Source organism: Vagococcus sp. (genome assembly GCF_052102835.1).
GTDB lineage: Bacteria > Bacillota > Bacilli > Lactobacillales > Vagococcaceae > Vagococcus.
Genome location: NZ_JBQEIL010000006.1, coordinates 168,349 through 185,749, shown reverse-complemented (window position 1 = coordinate 185,749; position 17,401 = coordinate 168,349). Strand labels below are relative to the sequence as shown.

The following is a 17,401-nucleotide window of genomic DNA, read 5'->3' as shown; positions in this document are numbered from 1 at the left end:
GAAAAACAACATTTTCAAGTTGCCATTTTCCTACATTTTATCACCGCCATTTACATCAATCAGGATGGCGTTTGTAAAAAGTCGGATAAAGATATCGTTTGAGGTGTGATTTGGGTTCATTAACAAGTGACTTCGCAGGTCTAACTACTAGTCAAATTGATACAGCCTTAAACGCTCGTTGGAAAGGTGGTAACTTCTCATCAAGGTTTGGGGTAATTATGTTAGAGACTTACCTAAAAAGTTAGATAAGACGTTAACAGCCAGTATGACGAACGGTTGGGGTGTTGATAGAACTGTTAAAGCAATGATGAAAAATATCGACTCGGGTCTTAGAAACAGAATGACGACTTTAGTTCAAACTGAAATGGCTCATTTAGCTGATGAGGCAAGTCAGCTTGCTTATGAGCGAAAGGGTGTTAAAGAGTATGAATGGCTTGCCACGCTTGAACTTCATACATGTGAGTTATGCGGAAATTTTGACGGTCAAACATTTATTGTTGGTTCAAAAAATGCGAAACGTCCTATTGTCGATAGTCACCCTAATTGCCGTTGTACGACTGTCCCATCTGTTAATTTCCCTGGTCTCAAGAGGTGGTCACGTGACCCAATTACTGGAAAAGGTAAACGAATTGATTCCATGAGTTTTAATGATTGGAAAGAAAAATATACTGATTCATCAATGTTGAAAAAAGCTAGAAATAGTTCTTCTGATAAAAAACAGTATGATCGTTACAAGTCGATTTTGGGTGATAAATACATTTCCGATTCCTTCGATAAATTTCAACAAATGAAGTATAATGGTGGTAGTGAATGGGATAAGTATAATCGAAAAGTATCAACAATCAGCGAGATCCAAAACAAACCATGGAATCAGCCATTTAAAGATAAAACCCTAGATTTATATACTGAATTCTATGAAAATGGTGTCGAATTTTCTAGCCATTCTCTAGGACGTTATGCGCAAAGAACAGATTTATCTGTAGATGACGCACTAATTATTCTTAACCAAAAAGCCAATTATTTACAAGAAGATGGACGCAAAGTATGGTTTTACGATGGTCATGCATTTGTGAAGAATAAAGAAGAAACTGAAGTCGTGACTTATGTATATCGTAAAAATAAGAAACCTAAAGGAGGGGAGAAACCTTGGAAATTAATATAATCATTGATAATTATTTGAATTTGCTTGATAAAAGGTTGAATGAAGATACTAATCCATGGGATTTATCTGTTGAATTAGAGGATTTTGTTTCTCCTGAAATGTACGATTTTTTGAAAGAAGCTAATCCTACATTACTTTCGTTAATGGCAGATGATATTTTCGATATTACAGAATCATTGGAACCAGGCATGGACGGTAAAGGGTTTTATAAAAAATTGGCTCTATTTAAAGATAAGTTTTTAACTAATCTTTAGTAGCACGTAATTCACGTAAAAATGAGTTAGGTGCTATTTTTGTACCCAAAATGAAGTGAAGGAGTGATGAATTTGGAAGTTGTAATCAATCAGGCTCGCGTTTGTAAAAATTCGGATAAAGATATCGTTTGAGGTGTGATTTGGGCTCATTGACCAGTGACTTCGCAGGTCTAACTACTAGTCAAATTGATACAGCCTTAAACGCTCGTTGGAAAGGTGGTAACTTCTCATCAAGGTTTGGGGTAATTATGTTAGAGACTTACCTAAAAAGTTAGATAAGACGTTAACAGCCAGTATGACGAACGGTTGGGGTGTTGATAGAACTGTTAAAGCAATGATGAAAAATATCGACTCGGGTCTTAGAAACAGAATGACGACTTTAGTTCAAACTGAAATGGCTCATTTAGCTGATGAGGCAAGTCAGCTTGCTTATGAGCGAAAGGGTGTTAAAGAGTATGAATGGCTTGCCACGCTTGAACTTCATACATGTGAGTTATGCGGAAATTTTGACGGTCAAACATTTATTGTTGGTTCAAAAAATGCGAAACGTCCTATTGTCGATAGTCACCCTAATTGCCGTTGTACGACTGTCCCATCTGTTAATTTCCCTGGTCTCAAGAGGTGGTCACGTGACCCAATTACTGGAAAAGGTAAACGAATTGATTCCATGAGTTTTAATGATTGGAAAGAAAAATATACTGATTCATCAATGTTGAAAAAAGCTAGAAATAGTTCTTCTGATAAAAAACAGTATGATCGTTACAAGTCGATTATTGGCACTAATAATATGCCTAAATCATTCGATAAGTTCCAAGAAATGAAGTATAATGATGGTAACGAATGGGAAAGTCTTAAAGATAATTACTTCGTTAAATCTCGTTTGAAAGATGGTCGATTTGGTTCAGTCATCAATCAAGATAAACAAACTCCACATATGAAATCTACAGTTGCTAAAGGCAAGAGCTACTTTGAAGATGATGTTGATGTTCAAGAGTTATTCGATAAGTATGCTGGTACAGGTAATGTAGAATTCAATAAAAACGGCAGAAGTAACAAAGAAATTGTTTATGCTAAAGTGTTTGAAGGGGTAGTAGTTAATCAAGGCAATGAAAGTAAAACAAATTACTTCAAGATACATTATTCAAAAAAACGAACACATATCGTTCCATATGAAGGGAGAGGTCAAGAATGAATCTTCACCAATATCTTGGGAAGAAAATAAGAGTTACATTTACTGATGCGCAAGTTTTAGAAGGATTTTGTAATGGCTTCACTGGTAAACTAGATACTGAAGATGAATTTTATGATGAAATTACTATCGAAACCAGTAAACATAAATACTTTGGTTTCAACGAAAGCGAAGTAAAAGGAATTGAAATAATCAACTAATAGCATTTAACCAATAAAAAGGTTAGGTGCTATTTTTGTACCCAAAATTAAGTGAAGGAGTGATGAATTTGGAAGTTATTATCAATCAGGATGGCGTTTGTAAAAAGTCGGATAAAGATATCGTTTGGGGCGCTTTGATGAATAAGTGCAGACAGTTAGAACGTATTTTAGATAAACACTATTTGTCACCAATGCAAATATTAGCGCTACAAGACGAATACGAGCGAACGTTTGCGTTGACAGAAAAATATAGGAGGAATTGATTATGAGTAAGAAAATCTGTATTTTATCACAAAATGGTATGAGTTATATCTTTAACAATGTTGAAAACTTCAACAGAGAAAGCTTTGGAATAAGTTTTGAATATAGAGACAAAGCTACAGGAACTTACAATAAAACATATTTTAGTAATGTTTCGATTACTGGTTATAGTTTTCTGGGAATTGATGAGGAAGGAAAATAATCATGGACAATCAAAAATTTATTGTGAAGTGTATGCAATTTGTACAAGAATATGCAAAAGAGCATTTAGACAAAAGTGACACAATACCAGAGTTTGATATTTTTGTTGTTTGGTCATGTTGAATTGGCAACACTTTTCTGTACAAAAATTATAAGGTTTTTATTTTCTTTAGATAGTTATTTTATATCCTGCTAAATAGCCTGTTTCAATTCCCAATATAAACGGTAATTAATCGGGAATGATACCCAATCTTTCCATGTTTTCTAAACTTATTCCACCAATTAATATAATCCATTAACTCATATTGTAGTTCAAACAATGAGTCAAAAGATTGTTGGTAAGTAAGATCAATCTGAAAGACATCCAATAATTTGTCAATACTTTAGTTATCAAATTCTTTTCCTCGGTCTGTATGAAAAATTTCAACATCATCTAATGGTTGTTCAATCGTTTGGATTGCCTGTAACACAAGGTTCATAGATTTGTTAAGACGACTGGAATAGCCAACTATTTCTCGATTGAATAAAGCAAACATAATGCCACTTTTGATTTGCTTTAACATAAGCTAAATCTGTTGATAGCGCTTCTATAGGTTGCATTCTATCAAATTGACATGATAAAACATTATCGATTTTCTGTTCATTTTTATTCGTTACTTGAGGTTTGAATTTCAGTGTTGTATAGCTCGAAACGAAATTGAACTTATTCATGATTCGGCGTATTTTTCTCCTAGAAACAATGAATTCTTGATCGTTTAAATCATCCTTAATCTGTCTTGCTCCGTAGGAGTTGCGACTACCTGTAAATGACTCAATGACTGCTTTTTCTAAAATAGCCTCTGATCCTTTTCTTTTGACTTCATAATAATAAGCCCCACGAGAAATCTCTAATTTTCGGCACATCGCTGATACACTGTACTTTTTTTATTTTTTCTAACAACTTCTACTTTCGTCCGAATATCAGCGCTGCTTACTTTAAAATATCATTCTCCATCATCAACTCTTTATTTAGTTTTCGTCATTCACGCAATTCTTTTTCTTCCAGCGTCAAATTATCTTTCTCTTTGAATGAGCCTGACTGATTGTACTATTTGACCCATTTATCAAAAGTTGAGGGTGTTAAATCATATTCTCTTAGAATATCTTTTCTAGATTTTCCTGATTTGTAGAGTTCCACCATTTGTTTCTTAAATGATTCTTTGAAGGTCCGTCTTGTTTTTCTGTTAGTTGTTATGAGATAAGCTCCTACTCTGTTTTTTATTAAGTATAGACACCTTATCTTTATTGTTCAACTAAGTGTAACCTATTCAAAAACAATCTATGAATTTGAATAAAGTATAAGTATTATGTTTGTTATTGAATGTTTCTGAATATACATATTGGCATGGTGGATTTAATTAGTCTGTGCAGCAATATTTCAAATATACGGCTCTGCTTTAACTTTCATTTTATTCAATTTAGGAACTCATCCACACGATTTGACGAAGAACCTTTCTAATTGTGTTGCATCCTTGGTATTTTTAACAGAATTATACTTAACTAAATTTGATATCTGCGGTAAAGTAAAATTTGTCATTTTCGTATATATAGAGTAGCACGGATTCACCAGAAGCTATACCTAATTTATTTTTTTCTGCATTGGAAATATCTTTAAATAAGTAAGTTAAGTTATTATTGAACGTAATTTTTTTATCATATTTTAACTCCTATATCATTTTTAAAAAGTCATCTTCAGTTAATAGTTGGATATCTTGGCCTTGGCTTAATAATTTTTCAGCTTTTAAAATCTTGGAAGATTTTAATTCGTCGCCAACAACTCTAAAGTCTTGTTCTCCCATTATTAAAAAATTCACTTTTTTTGTAACATTTTTTTCAGGAAACCCACCATATTGGGCAAACAAATTCATGGCAGAATGTCTAGTCATACTTTGAAGTTTGCCAGTAAAACAGGCATGTGTGTTATAGAAAGGATGTTCTTTGTTGAGAGAGAGTCTATCTACGGACTCCAATATTTCTTTTATATTTAAATCCTGGCTTAACTTATGGCTTTTTTTACGTCTAAATCCTGATCCTGAACTACCTTCAATGACACCTAATTTAGGGTATCTAGCATTTTCTAATAGTGTTTGAACATCTTGTGCACCATTCTTTTTACATAGAAATAAGATTAAATTAGCACAAGCCATTGCATCTTCTAAAGCATTGTGATGTTTAAAGTTAAACCCTAATTGTCCACTTAAATAATCTAATTTATAACTGATGGATTGTATATACTGTTTTGATAAGTAATAACTATCAAAATAGTTTGCTTTGAAATTTTTTATATTATACCTATCGTTAGAATCTCTAATGACCCCCATATCAAACGGTGCATAATGGGCTACTAGAGGAAATCCTGAAACAAAAGTGTTTATTTGGCTTATTACATCGGGATATGTTGGTGAGTTGGAAACCATATCAGATGTTATTCCATGGATACTAATATTGAAATAATCAAATTCATCTTCAGGGTTTATTAAAGAATAAAAAGTATCTTGAACCTCTCCGTTTATAATTTTTACTAATCCAACAGAACATGCAGAAGCTCTATTTTGGTTTGCAGTTTCGAAATCTATAGCAACAAAGTTAACACTCATTTCAATTCCTCCAATATGATATAATAGTTTTAGAGTACCAATATAAACATCACTCAAACTTTGCAGGGAAGAGCGGTGCTTTTTTATTTGTAATTTAGCGTAGCTTCACGAACTCTAATTTCGAATCGATGTTCTATTTTATAGTATTCCATGAAACAAAATGTGTTCAACTCATCTTTCTCACCATCATAATTATTTAGATAAATTTCTAACAAGATAGCGATTTGATTAGCTTCATGCTCTAGTCTCATTCTTGCTAAGCAAATGGCGTTATAGTAAACAACTAACTCTCCATGTTTTTTTATGCAGTGAGCTAACTCATGAGCGACTTTAAAATCTTCATTTTCATAATCTAACAACTTAGAATTAATAATGATTGTTTTCTTTTTTGCTATATAGACACCATTTCGGCTAATGTTGTCTGCAAAAACTAAATCTAATCCCATCCCTTTAATTTTTGTTATTAACTTACTATCTACTTCATGCATACAATCACTCACCTTATTTCTTTTCTGCTTTCCTTTTCGCATCCAATACTGAAAGTAAAAACTCCATTTCTTCATCTCTAATAGGTTCACCATCGAACGCAAACGCTACCAAGGAAGTTTTTTCTTCACGTCCTAGCAAGTAATCTACAGACACGTTGAAGTAGTCGGCTACTTTTTCTAAGTTTTCTGCTTTTGGCGATGAAGTGTCCCATCTCCTAATTTGACCATTTGACAGACCAATTTTTCTTTCCACTTCAGCAAAATTAGTATTTTTGTTATCTGCTAGCTCTTTTATTTTCTCTGTTAAAGTCACTTTTATCAGCCTTTCTATGACATACACGAAAATAAAATATCTTTTAAATTATTATGCTGTGTATATAAGTTAATTTGATAGAAAAAAAAGAAAACTAAAAACACCTTAATTTAAAACGTCTTGGCGGAAGTTTTAGGTAACACTAAAGGTTTATAGGCTTATTTAACTATAATTTCATGATAGCATTTAAGCTATTTATCGTCAATTATAATAGCATTTTTTCTATCGTTTTAACTTACTAATATATATAAGGAGGCTTACATAAATGCCAGATACATCAACAGCAAGAGATAAGATTCATAAGTATTTTGACGAGAGGGATATCTCACTTGTGACGGTGGCAACTTATTTTGATATTCCCAAACAGGATTTAAACGACTACTTGGGTGGAGAAAATAAAAGTAAGAAAGCTCATGACACATTAACGTCTATTATTGAATATTACAAAATTAGATGATGAGGTAGGCGTTTAACCTATGCAAGTTTTAAGTGATAACTTCATGAATAAAATCATGGACAAGATTTTAATTATGGTAGATAAGAATTTAAAAAGTATTGAAAAGAATTATGCAGTTAAATCTCGTTATCTTAATAAGAAAAATGCATGTATTTACGTAGATATATCAGAACCGACATCTGAGAAATGGTTAGTTAAAGGTCTTCCAATCACTAAAATTGATGGAACGTTTCGTATTGACATGCAAGAAATTGATAAATTTATGATTGAAACAGAATATGAAAGGAGAATGAAAACGAGTGAAAAATTTATATCAGTATGTAGTATCCCATTTATATGTTTTTATTTTGTGATTAGCGTTAACTATTTTTTATAATTCAAAATGGGGGCTATTATTAATAATCATGCTGTTGATGCATATCACATCTTATTTGGTAGAGAAGAATAGAAAAGACATGCAAAAATTTAAAGTTGTAGCAATCGTTAGTGGGAAGGAAGTAACAAACAAAATTGAAGCAGCTAGCTTTCAAGATGTGGTTAATCAGTACAAGATGTTTGAGTTAGTAAGTATTGAGAGAGTGGAGGGATAAGGAAATGAGTAAGAAAAATAAAGATGGTGTATTTAGTTTACTAAGACAAATTTTAGCTGAATAAAAGAAACAAACAAAAATACTCCAAACTATTGAGAGTAGCAAGGAGCATTAGAGTAATTTGATTCAACTTACTGACTGTGCGTTGAAATTGACTAAAAAGGTCCATGAACTAAGTAAATCTTAAAATATTATTTCCTAAATCTTCAACAGAATAACCTTTAGCTTTAGTTTCATTAATTATTTCATCTTTAGAAAGAGAGTAGAAATTTAAATTGACATCAGCAAAAGGAAATCCAGTTGTATTTGATTCAAATTGAAGTTTCAACCAATGATCTAACACTTTCCAAGCGAATGAGTTTATGTGATTAGTAGGTTTAGGGCTAAGTCCCATATTTTTTTCACCACCTTATCAGGTATTTCAGTGAATAGGTTACACTTGACTAGACAGAAGATGAATTGAAGCAGCTGGATGATTACGTGAGTTATTTAACTGATAGAGAGAAAGAAACTATTAATTCAGTTGTTGGCATGGAAAAGTTGAATAATACGTTATTAAATGGTGCGCAGACTTCTCTTTTTTAGTATAATTTATAGAAAATGGAAGTGATACTATGAAAGGGATAAAGAAAATATGTGTTGAATTTTTAAGAAAATTTAAGACTTCTAAAAACCCAGAAGATAATTCGGTAGCTTTAGGTTTTGGCTTATTATATGTTATGTTAGCAGTTGTCTTCACTCAGCTTTTTTTACCAGATTTTAAAGAAATAAAACAAGTTTTTAAAGTATTAGAAGTTATTAAATCATCTATGTTGGGTAATTTAAGCAGTTTTTTTATAACTTTTTTGTATATTTTAGTTACTGCTTTTTTAGTTACTTTATTATCAAAAAATATCAGATTTAATAAATTAAATGAAAAAATTGTAGGCGAAAATAAACGTGTACAATATAATATTTATAACGTAATTTGTGATACATACTATTGGATAAATAAAATTTGTGATTTATTATTATCAATACTTATTCCTTTTTTAATCTCACTTTATTTCTTTGAAAACTCAAATGGTGAGAAAATGGTCGAAACGGTAGCTTCATTAATAACGATAGGGTTAATGCCGACATTAATCAGCATTAAAGTTTATGAATTTTCTAGAGTGATATTTATTGGTTTATTCGAAATTTTAAAAACTATTATTTATTTAGTTCTTGATTTATTTATAACTTTATATATTTTATTGTTGATGATAAAGGATAAAATAAACAATTAGCAATACAACCATCAATAATAATTGAGAGGGTCCTCCGCCCTTCTTTGCTCTTATTAAAGAGTAAAAGTAGTCAGTAAGATTTTGTTAATTTGGAATTATCCAACACCTCTTTTGCGACCAGACTGAATGCCTGGTCGTTTTTTGGTTTTAATAGAATAGCGTTTAACCAATAAAAAGGTTAGGTGCTATTTTTGTACCCAAAATTAAAGAGGTGAAGAATGAAAATACCCAAAAGAGTTAAAGTTAGACCAGATGTCTGTTCTGTTGTTGAGAAACCGTTCATTAGGCTCCTCACATTTTTGCTTTGTTAAGCTTTTGGTACACTCTCTTTTTTATTATTTTAAGTTTTTTGACCAAGAAATGATGCCAGAGAGTAGCAACAAACTTAGCAGGGTTCCTTCTCTAATTAAAATTGGAAAATGAAATAAAAATGATAGTGTGAGCGAAGTAAGGACGAAGAAAATATCAAGCCCGTAACGATATCGAGCAAATGAATGAACAGTTTTAGTAGCCATTAATTCGCAAAAATATTCGATGGGAAAGTTGAGAACTCCAATTGCTAACACTTGTCCAGTTCCAAAACCAGCAATAACTGTTCCTAAAATAAAGAGTCCAACGTTTAAGAAGTAACTCTTAAAGGTAAAGCTAGCGAGAATATCATAGAGAAAAAAGTTAATAACGATGCCAAAGAAAATAAGTGCGCTAAACATAAGCAGATAGTCTTTTAAAACATTTTTCTTAGAAAGAAGTAAGCACAATAACAGGAACCCTAAATTGATTGCCGTTGTAATCGTACCAACTTTAATTGAAAGGACTTCAGCTAATGCGACATTCATGGAATTGAAGCTACTTACCCCAACACTGGCTTTAATGGTTAAGCTGATACCAAAAGCACTGAAAACATAAAAAATAAACGTTTTAATGATGTTATTCATGAGAAACACTCCTTTAATCTTGATTTATTACCTGTTTAGTATAAACGAGAAGTATGCTATGATAATAGGAGATATCTCCTATTATTGAGGTGGAAAAATGAAGCAAACTAGTTTACAAGCTTATCACGGATTAAGCACAGCTGATTTAGAAAATATTCAATACTACTTTTCAAATCAGATGCTAGACATGGCTAAAATCAGAGAATATAAGAATAATGAATATATTACACAAGCAACGAAACCCCTGGATCAGCTTTTCTTTTTACTACAAGGTAGAGCGAAAATCTATGTTACTCACGAAAATGGGAAGAAAAACTTACTTCAATTTTTAACAGCTGGAGATTTTATTGGAGATTTAACAGCAGTTGGAGCGGAAAAGGTCCCCAAGGATGTGTTAGCAATAGGGAATACCGTTTGTTTGGCTATACCAATGAAGGAAATTCAAAAATCAGATGGATCATTTTTTAAGAAAATTGCCCAATATATTGGAGAAAAGCTCCTTATTCGTATGGAGCATTTTTCTAGAAATCAAACTTATGAATTAAAGTATCGGTTGGCAGAGTTTATTTTACAAGCTGAAATGAATGATATTTACCATGAAAAACACGTTGAAATCGCAGAATACCTTGGTGTTAGTTATAGGCATTATACACATGTCTTAAACAAGATCACGGAGGAAGGTTATTTGATCAAACAAGGTAAGGACTATCTAATCAATAGATGGCAATTAAAAGAGCTTATAAATGAAATGAATGATTAATGATTATTGTTTACTACATTAGAAACTTACTGGACGCATAAATAGCATTTAACCAACAAAAAGGTTAGGTGCTATTTTTTTGTATCCAAAATTAAGTGATTATTTACTAATTAATTTAGAATGTATGCAACTCTAAAAGTTAGATTTCTTTATTCTAAAAAATCTAACTTTAGGGTGTGTTATATTTCAATTGTTTTGCTAATGTTTAGGTTCTAATGAAGATGTCAACGTCCTCAACCAATTAAAGAGGAGAGGGTAAAATCATAAAAATGACAGTAAAACAATGATGGTATAACATTTAAAAAACTTGTTTTACAGTATGACTTATTGTTGGAGAAGTGAATAATTAGTTGAAGACCATTAAAATTTTATAGGTTTTTTAAGCATTTAATAAGTTTATTTATCTATTGAAAGCTAATACTGTCTCACTGTTCAATAGCACGTGTATCTTGAATAACCTCACGAACTTGTTCACGGATGACTTTATTTAATTTATTATCAGCCATAGAATAAATCATAAATAAACAATCAACTATAGACAATTGAGCAATCATTGCGGACATTGTCTCTGGTCGATAGTTAGTTTCTTCAGCAACTGATAACAGTGTAATATTAGCAAGTTTTGCAAGAGGAGAATCTATATGGCTAGTAATACAAATAATGGGAACATTGTTATCACTTAGTATTTGTCCGATACGCATCATTTCAGTATTTCTACCAGAATGAGAGATAATAATACCACAATCATTTTTGTCTAATTTAGCTGCCGCCATTAACTGCATATGATAATCACTTTGAAAGTTACACTGTAAGGTTGTACGTAAAAATTTATGATAGGCATCTAATGCAACTATTTGTGATGCTCCAAGCCCAAAAAAAGTGACAGTTTTTGCTTTTTTTAAAAAAGTAAAAGCTTTATTTAAAATTTCTTGATCCAAAAATGATTCGGTATCTGTTAATGCTTGTTTATTTGCACGGAAAACTTTTTTTGAAATAGTTAAAATATCATCTTTGCTTGATAAATTATCGAGTAATTCGTTATAATCAGTCGCTTGACTCATATTTAAGGCAATTTTAAATTCTTGAAAAGAACTATAGCCTAATCTTTTTGAAAAACGTGAAATAGTAGCAGTTGATAGACCTGTTTTTTGACTGAGTTCTTGAATGGATGCTTTTGCAGCTAATGCTTGATTAGATAAAATAAAATCAGCAATTTTTTTTTCACTAGTACTCAAATCTCTATAATAACTTGAAATATATTTTTTTATATTTTTTTTCATTTTTATCCTCCAACATATTTTAGCTGTAGTATATCATGAAACTCAAAGTAAAAGAATTACAAAAAAAACTTGTATTATGTAAAAAAATTACTTATAATGAAAACGTAAACAATATAAGGAGGACAAAAATAATGAAAATTGGCTTAATCGGTTTAGGAAAAATGGGTATGAATCTAATGAAAAATATGCTCGATAATAATATTGATGTTGTTGCATATGATATTGATAAATCATTGCGTGACGAAGCAGAACAGTATGGTTGTATCTGTGTATCTTCATTGGAGCAGTTACTAAAATGCTTACCTCAGAAAAAAATTATTTGGATAATGGTACCAGCAGGTCAAACAACTAATACTATTATTTCTTCATTGAGTGAATCTTTAAAGTCTTCAGATATAGTCATAGATGGTGGTAATTCTTTTTATAAGGATTCGATTGAACAGTATCAACTTTTGAAAAAAAAGGGAATTTCTTTTTTTGATGTTGGTTCATCTGGCGGACAAAATGGTGCACGTCATGGTGGAAACTTTATGATTGGTGGCGATTTAGAAACATTTACTATTATTGAACCAATTTTTCAATTGATTTCTCAAAATGGTGGCTATTTATATACTGGACCATCAGGTAGTGGACACTATTTAAAGATGGTACATAACGGAATTGAGTATGGAATGATGCAATCGATTGGTGAGGGGTTTGACTTATTAGAACACAGTCCATATGATTACGAGAATGCCTCTGTTGCAAAAGTATGGAACAATGGATCAGTTATTCGTAGTTGGTTAATGGAATTGGCTGAAAACGCTTTTAATGAAGATCCTAAGTTAGATGGTTTAAAAGGGACGATGTATTCTTCTGGTGAGGGGTTATGGACAGTTGAAGAAGCACTAAAAAGACAAGTTCCAATACCAGTTATTACATTGGCCTTACAGATGAGATATCGTTCATTACAAGATGATACTTTCACAGGAAAAGTCGTAGCGTCATTGAGAAATGGTTTCGGAGGCCATTCAGTTAATAAAGGAGAGTAAATATAAAATGAAACAGTATATTATTGGTATCGATATTGGAACAACAAGTACAAAAGCAGTTTTATATAGTCAACGTGGTGACGTTATTGATTATGCTAATATTGGCTATTCATTATATCAAGATGAACCAGATATGGCAGAACAGGATGTTGATGAGATTTTTGAGGCAGTAGTTGATGGCTTAACTCAAGTTATTCGACGATCAGATGTTCCAGTAACAGAAATTGTTGGTGTATCTTTTTCGTCAGCAATGCATAGTTTAATTTTATTAGACCATGAGATGAAACCCATAACACGCTCAATCACATGGGCAGATAATAGGGCCACTTTTTATAGCGATGAATTAAAGAAAAGTGGACTAGGTCAAAAAATATATGAAAAAACGGGAACGCCTATTCATCCTATGGCACCTTTATCAAAGTTATTATGGATAAAGAATGAAAAACCTGATTTATTTTCAAAAATTCATAAAGTTGTTGGAATTAAAGAATATGTTTTATATCGATTATTTGGTGAATTAAAAATGGACTATTCGATTGCTTCAGCAACAGGATTATTTAATATTTTTGACTTGGATTGGGATTCGGATGTTCTAGAATTTTTAGGTTTACGTCGAGATCAACTACCTGAACTTGTCTCAACAACTTATCAAATGATTGGATTAAATCCAGCTTATGCGGAAGTTATCGGTTTACCTAAAGAGGTACCTTTTATTATTGGGGCAAGTGACGGTGTGTTATCTAACTTAGGTGTTAATGCTATTGAAGAAGGTGTTTTGGCTTTAACAATTGGTACAAGTGGTGCGATTAGAACAGTGGTAAATCATCCTGTGACAGATCCTAAAGGCCGTTTATTTTGTTATGTTTTAACTGAAGATATGTATGTTTTAGGAGGACCTGTTAATAATGGTGGGATTGTTTTTCGTTGGGTAAGAGATCAGTTGTTTACACCGGAAAAAGAAACAGCGGCACAAATGAAAATTGATAGCTACGATTTATTAACTGATATGGCTCAAAAAATTCCTGCCGGTTCTGATGGACTGATTTTTTTACCATATCTTGGTGGTGAACGTGCTCCTCTTTGGAATGCAGATGCTCGTGGGACTTATTTTGGATTAAATAGAAATCATACTCGTGCTCACATGTTACGCTCAGCTTTGGAAGGTATTGTATTTAATTTATATACAGTATTGTTGGCCTTAGAAGAAGTTTCAGGTTCCCCTAAATCAATTCAAGCAACGGGTGGTTTTGCTCGCTCAAACTTATGGAAACAAATGTTGGCTGATATTTTTGAACGTGATGTTATTATTCCAGAAAGCTTTGAAAGTTCGTGTCTAGGTGCGGCTGTTTTGGGTTTGAAATCTTTGGGGATTGTAGATGACTTGTCTGTTGTCAAAGATATGGTAGGAACTACCCATAAGCACGTTCCTAATGAAGAAAATTTTTCTGCATATCGTCAATTATTACCGATATTCATTAGATTAAGTAGAATACTGAATGATGAATATTCAGCTATTACAGAATATCAAAGAAAATATAAGGGGTGAGAAAATGGAACTAGTAATTGTTGCTTTAGGTGTTGCCATTCTATTAGCCTTAATTGTTAAGGTTAAATTAAATACATTTGTATCATTAGTTATTGTATCTTTTTTAGTAGCAATAATGTTAGGTATGCCACTCGACCAAATACCTGGAACGATTGAAGCGGGGATAGGATCTCAACTCGGTCACTTAGCTTTAGTTTTTGGATTTGGGGCAATGCTGGGGAAATTAGTAGCTGATGCAGGTGGGGCTTTTCGTATAGCTCACACGTTAATTGACAAGTTTGGACGTAAATTTATTCAAATAGCTGTTGTTCTAGCTTCATTTATTATTGGTATCGCGCTGTTTTTTGAAGTCGGTCTTGTGCTATTATTGCCAATAATTTTTGCGATATCTGCTGAATTAGGTGTGTCAATACTCTATCTAGGAATTCCAATGGTTGCAGCACTGTCTGTTACACATGGATTTTTGCCGCCACATCCTGCTCCAACTGCGATTGCGGGTATTTATGGGGCGAATATCGGTATGGTATTATTATATGGGTTGTTAATTGCTATTCCTTCTGTTATTCTTGCAGGTCCTGTTTATACAAAATTTGCTAAAAAATTTGTACCCGATGCTTTTAATCGTTCAGGTAATTTAACTGCATTAGGAAAACAAAAAGAATTTAAATTAGAAGAAACACCTAGTTTCTTACTAAGTACCTTGACTTCTTTATTTCCAGTCATTTTAATGGCGATGTCAACAATTTATAGTATGTTGCTATTAGAAGGAAAAACAAGTTTAAATTTTTTTGATAATATTATATTATTTTTAGGTAATCCAAGTGTAGCGATGTTAATTTCCTTATTAGTGGCAATTTATACAATGGGATTGCGTCGTCATATATCGATGAAAAAATTAATGATTTCCATGGAACAGTCCATTAAGCAAATCGCTATGATGCTATTAATTATCGGTGGCGGGGGCGCTTTCAAGCAAGTTTTAATAGATGGTGGTGTTGGTAACTACGTAGCAGAATTATTCAAAGGTAGTAGCCTGTCACCAATTATTCTTGCATGGGTAATAGCGGTTATTTTACGGTTAGCATTAGGATCTGCTACAGTGGCTGCATTGACTGCTGCAGGATTAGTAGCACCATTAATGATTTCAACAGGGACTAATCCAGCACTAATGGTTATTGCTACAGGAGCTGGAAGTATTTTTTTCAGTCATGTAAATGATGCTGGTTTTTGGATGTTTAAAGAATATTTTGATTTATCAATGAAAGAAACATTTTTAACTTGGTCAGTGTTGGAAACAATAATATCCGTTGTAGGATTAGTTGGAGCTTTATTATTGAATGGAATTGTTTAAAATATTATATTTCAAAAATTACTATTTAAATATTGTGTACTTTAGATTAGATATTATTTATATTTTATTTTAAAACTAAATAATAACGTTAAACAGCAAGCGGTCATTTGATCATTAAAGATAGCTTGCTGTTTTTTTATTGTTCAATCATTACTATTTACTAATAGGATATCAAGATATCAATGTTAATATAAAAAGGAAACAGAAAAATATATTATGAACATATAAATAAAGACTATTTAATTGTTTATCATAAATGCAACACATAGAATGTTAAAATCAAGACATCAAAAGGACGATGCTATGACAGTTGCCGAATCAATTTTAAATCCAAGGATAATTTTTTTCACAAGAACAAGACAGAATGTAAGAGATCATTTGGTAATATTATGGTACAACTTGTTTCATAAGTAGCTAAATTCTTGTGGATATGATGATGTATTGTAATTACAAGGGTTATTTTGTTGTTCAATGACTTCGTATTCTACTTCATTTTGTTTTTTAAGATAAAATGTATGAATAAAATAAGTTTTTTTTAGATAAAAACTCTTTTTGTTAACTAAGTAAGTTATAATAAACGAAATGGAAGGGGTTTTTTTATGAATAAAATTAAAAAACAAACAGCATTTTCAATTAATTTTTTATTATTATTGCTTATTTTGTTATTTTCAATTATTTATCCAGTATCAGTTCAAGCGGAGGGAGAATTAAGTACAGTATCTTATCAGTATAAAGATTTAGAAACGTTAACTAATTTAGAAAAAAAAGATATTATAAAAGGCAATCCTAAAGAAGTCTTATCTAATGATTTTGAAAATTATATTTTTGTTTATGAACGTAAAAAAACAAAAGAAGTTAATTCTACAACACCCAAGAGTAATATAAACAAGACATTGCCTAAAACAAATGAGCAGTTATTTAATACAAATACTTTAATAATAGGGCTATTAATTACTGGTTTGTCTTTGTATATCTTTGTCTACAAAAAGAAAAAAATAGATAAAATTTTAATAATATTTATTTTATTAGGGGGTTTGGGTTTAAATACATACGTCAATAAAGTCAAAGCTGTCGAAATAAATTTATTAAAACCTAGTGCAATTGTAAAATTACCAAAAGGAGCCGTAAGTAATTTAGAGCCGGAAAATCTATCTGGTTACAATTATATAGGCTATATTTATACATCTGAAAATAAAATTAAGCCAATCAAAGCTGAAGTGACTGTTTATTATCAAGATGTTTCTGGTCAACCATTGGCCTCGACAGAAGTTTTAACCGGAAATGTAGGCGATAGTTACACATCAAAACAAAAAGATATTCCTGGTTATACCTTTAAAGAGGTCAAGGAAGATAACGCTACGGGTAAGTTCACAGCAACGTCTCAATCGGTTCATTATATTTATACAAAAGACGTGGTGAAAGGCGCTGAAGTGACTGTTTATTATCAAGATGTTTCTGGTCAACCATTGGCCTCGACAG

Annotated in this window: 21 protein-coding genes and 1 pseudogene; 15 read left to right on the top strand and 7 right to left on the bottom strand. The window is 31.7% G+C overall.

What is annotated here, in order from left to right; translation table 11 throughout:
- Positions 1-199: 199 nt before the first annotated feature.
- The 6 genes from ACTJFD_RS08005 to ACTJFD_RS07980 all read left to right on the top strand — a co-directional run bounded on the left by ACTJFD_RS08005 (position 200) and on the right by ACTJFD_RS07980 (position 3,268).
- A complete protein-coding gene (locus ACTJFD_RS08005; protein WP_442260818.1) occupies positions 200-1,162 on the top strand; it encodes a minor capsid protein in 963 nt (320 codons plus the stop codon).
- A complete protein-coding gene (locus tag ACTJFD_RS08000; protein WP_442260813.1) occupies positions 1,147-1,416 on the top strand; it encodes a hypothetical protein in 270 nt (89 codons plus the stop codon). Before ACTJFD_RS08005 ends, ACTJFD_RS08000 begins: the two co-directional genes overlap by 16 nt.
- 229 nt (positions 1,417-1,645) lie before the next feature.
- Entirely contained in the window at positions 1,646-2,608 is a 963-nt protein-coding gene (locus tag ACTJFD_RS07995; RefSeq protein ID WP_442260817.1) for a polymorphic toxin type 50 domain-containing protein, read from the top strand.
- Positions 2,605-2,805, top strand: a complete 201-nt coding sequence (locus tag ACTJFD_RS07990; protein ID WP_442260812.1) for a hypothetical protein — start codon at positions 2,605-2,607, stop codon at positions 2,803-2,805. The genes ACTJFD_RS07995 and ACTJFD_RS07990 overlap by 4 nt, the downstream gene beginning before the upstream one ends.
- A 62-nt stretch (positions 2,806-2,867) precedes the next feature.
- The gene (locus tag ACTJFD_RS07985) at positions 2,868-3,068 is read left to right on the top strand and encodes a hypothetical protein (protein ID WP_442260811.1); all 201 of its coding nucleotides are present in this window, start codon (positions 2,868-2,870) and stop codon (positions 3,066-3,068) included.
- A 2-nt stretch (positions 3,069-3,070) separates the two neighbouring features.
- Positions 3,071-3,268: a hypothetical protein gene (locus ACTJFD_RS07980; RefSeq protein ID WP_442260810.1), complete on the top strand. Its 198-nt coding sequence runs from the start codon at positions 3,071-3,073 to the stop codon at positions 3,266-3,268.
- A 205-nt stretch (positions 3,269-3,473) separates the two neighbouring features.
- On the opposite strand, the pseudogene ACTJFD_RS07975 reads toward ACTJFD_RS07980, so the two are convergent.
- The 4 genes and pseudogenes from ACTJFD_RS07975 to ACTJFD_RS07960 form a co-directional block, all read right to left on the bottom strand.
- Positions 3,474-4,447: pseudogene (locus tag ACTJFD_RS07975) on the bottom strand (IS3 family transposase).
- 526 nt (positions 4,448-4,973) lie between these two features.
- Entirely contained in the window at positions 4,974-5,903 is a 930-nt protein-coding gene (locus tag ACTJFD_RS07970) for an exonuclease domain-containing protein (RefSeq protein WP_442260809.1), read from the bottom strand.
- Between the two features lie 83 nt (positions 5,904-5,986).
- On the bottom strand, positions 5,987-6,391 hold the full coding sequence (locus tag ACTJFD_RS07965) for an ImmA/IrrE family metallo-endopeptidase (protein ID WP_442260808.1): 405 nt from the start codon (positions 6,389-6,391) through the stop codon (positions 5,987-5,989).
- 13 nt (positions 6,392-6,404) lie between these two features.
- Positions 6,405-6,704, bottom strand: coding sequence for a helix-turn-helix domain-containing protein (locus ACTJFD_RS07960; protein WP_442260807.1), 300 nt, complete (start codon positions 6,702-6,704; stop codon positions 6,405-6,407).
- 265 nt (positions 6,705-6,969) lie between these two features.
- On the opposite strand from ACTJFD_RS07960, the gene ACTJFD_RS07955 reads away from it, so the two are divergent.
- From ACTJFD_RS07955 to ACTJFD_RS07945, 3 genes are all read left to right on the top strand, one after another.
- Positions 6,970-7,161 carry a hypothetical protein gene (locus ACTJFD_RS07955; RefSeq protein WP_442260806.1) on the top strand — a complete coding sequence of 64 codons (192 nt, stop codon included), beginning with the start codon at positions 6,970-6,972 and terminating at the stop codon, positions 7,159-7,161.
- Between the two features lie 73 nt (positions 7,162-7,234).
- On the top strand, positions 7,235-7,537 hold the full coding sequence (locus tag ACTJFD_RS07950; protein ID WP_442260805.1) for a hypothetical protein: 303 nt from the start codon (positions 7,235-7,237) through the stop codon (positions 7,535-7,537).
- A gap of 28 nt (positions 7,538-7,565) precedes the next feature.
- Positions 7,566-7,751, top strand: a complete 186-nt coding sequence (locus tag ACTJFD_RS07945; protein ID WP_442260804.1) for a hypothetical protein — start codon at positions 7,566-7,568, stop codon at positions 7,749-7,751.
- Positions 7,752-7,923: 172 nt separating this feature from the next.
- Here ACTJFD_RS07945 and ACTJFD_RS07940 read toward each other — a convergent pair whose 3' ends face one another.
- Positions 7,924-8,145, bottom strand: coding sequence for a hypothetical protein (locus ACTJFD_RS07940; protein ID WP_442260803.1), 222 nt, complete (start codon positions 8,143-8,145; stop codon positions 7,924-7,926).
- A 220-nt stretch (positions 8,146-8,365) separates the two neighbouring features.
- On the opposite strand from ACTJFD_RS07940, the gene ACTJFD_RS07935 reads away from it, so the two are divergent.
- Positions 8,366-9,019 (top strand): hypothetical protein, encoded by a 654-nt coding sequence (locus ACTJFD_RS07935; protein WP_442260802.1) that lies wholly within the window; start codon positions 8,366-8,368, stop codon positions 9,017-9,019.
- Positions 9,020-9,354: 335 nt separating this feature from the next.
- On the opposite strand, the gene ACTJFD_RS07930 is transcribed toward ACTJFD_RS07935, so the two are convergent.
- A complete protein-coding gene (locus ACTJFD_RS07930) occupies positions 9,355-9,954 on the bottom strand; it encodes a hypothetical protein (protein ID WP_442260801.1) in 600 nt (199 codons plus the stop codon).
- A gap of 97 nt (positions 9,955-10,051) precedes the next feature.
- On the opposite strand from ACTJFD_RS07930, the gene yeiL reads away from it, so the two are divergent.
- Positions 10,052-10,714 carry a transcriptional regulator YeiL gene (yeiL, locus tag ACTJFD_RS07925; RefSeq protein ID WP_442260800.1) on the top strand — a complete coding sequence of 221 codons (663 nt, stop codon included), beginning with the start codon at positions 10,052-10,054 and terminating at the stop codon, positions 10,712-10,714.
- Between the two features lie 425 nt (positions 10,715-11,139).
- Here yeiL and ACTJFD_RS07920 read toward each other — a convergent pair whose 3' ends face one another.
- A complete protein-coding gene (locus tag ACTJFD_RS07920) occupies positions 11,140-11,994 on the bottom strand; it encodes a MurR/RpiR family transcriptional regulator (RefSeq protein WP_442260799.1) in 855 nt (284 codons plus the stop codon).
- 35 nt (positions 11,995-12,029) lie between these two features.
- On the opposite strand from ACTJFD_RS07920, the gene gnd reads away from it, so the two are divergent.
- From gnd to ACTJFD_RS07900, 4 genes are all read left to right on the top strand, one after another.
- Positions 12,030-13,025: a phosphogluconate dehydrogenase (NAD(+)-dependent, decarboxylating) gene (gnd, locus tag ACTJFD_RS07915; protein ID WP_442260798.1), complete on the top strand. Its 996-nt coding sequence runs from the start codon at positions 12,030-12,032 to the stop codon at positions 13,023-13,025.
- A gap of 7 nt (positions 13,026-13,032) precedes the next feature.
- A complete protein-coding gene (gene gntK / locus ACTJFD_RS07910) occupies positions 13,033-14,571 on the top strand; it encodes a gluconokinase (RefSeq protein WP_442260797.1) in 1,539 nt (512 codons plus the stop codon).
- 4 nt (positions 14,572-14,575) lie between these two features.
- A complete protein-coding gene (locus tag ACTJFD_RS07905) occupies positions 14,576-15,922 on the top strand; it encodes a GntP family permease (protein ID WP_442260796.1) in 1,347 nt (448 codons plus the stop codon).
- Positions 15,923-16,521: 599 nt separating this feature from the next.
- The coding region (locus ACTJFD_RS07900; protein WP_442260795.1) for a MucBP domain-containing protein at positions 16,522-17,401 on the top strand (880 nt) is incomplete at its 3' end.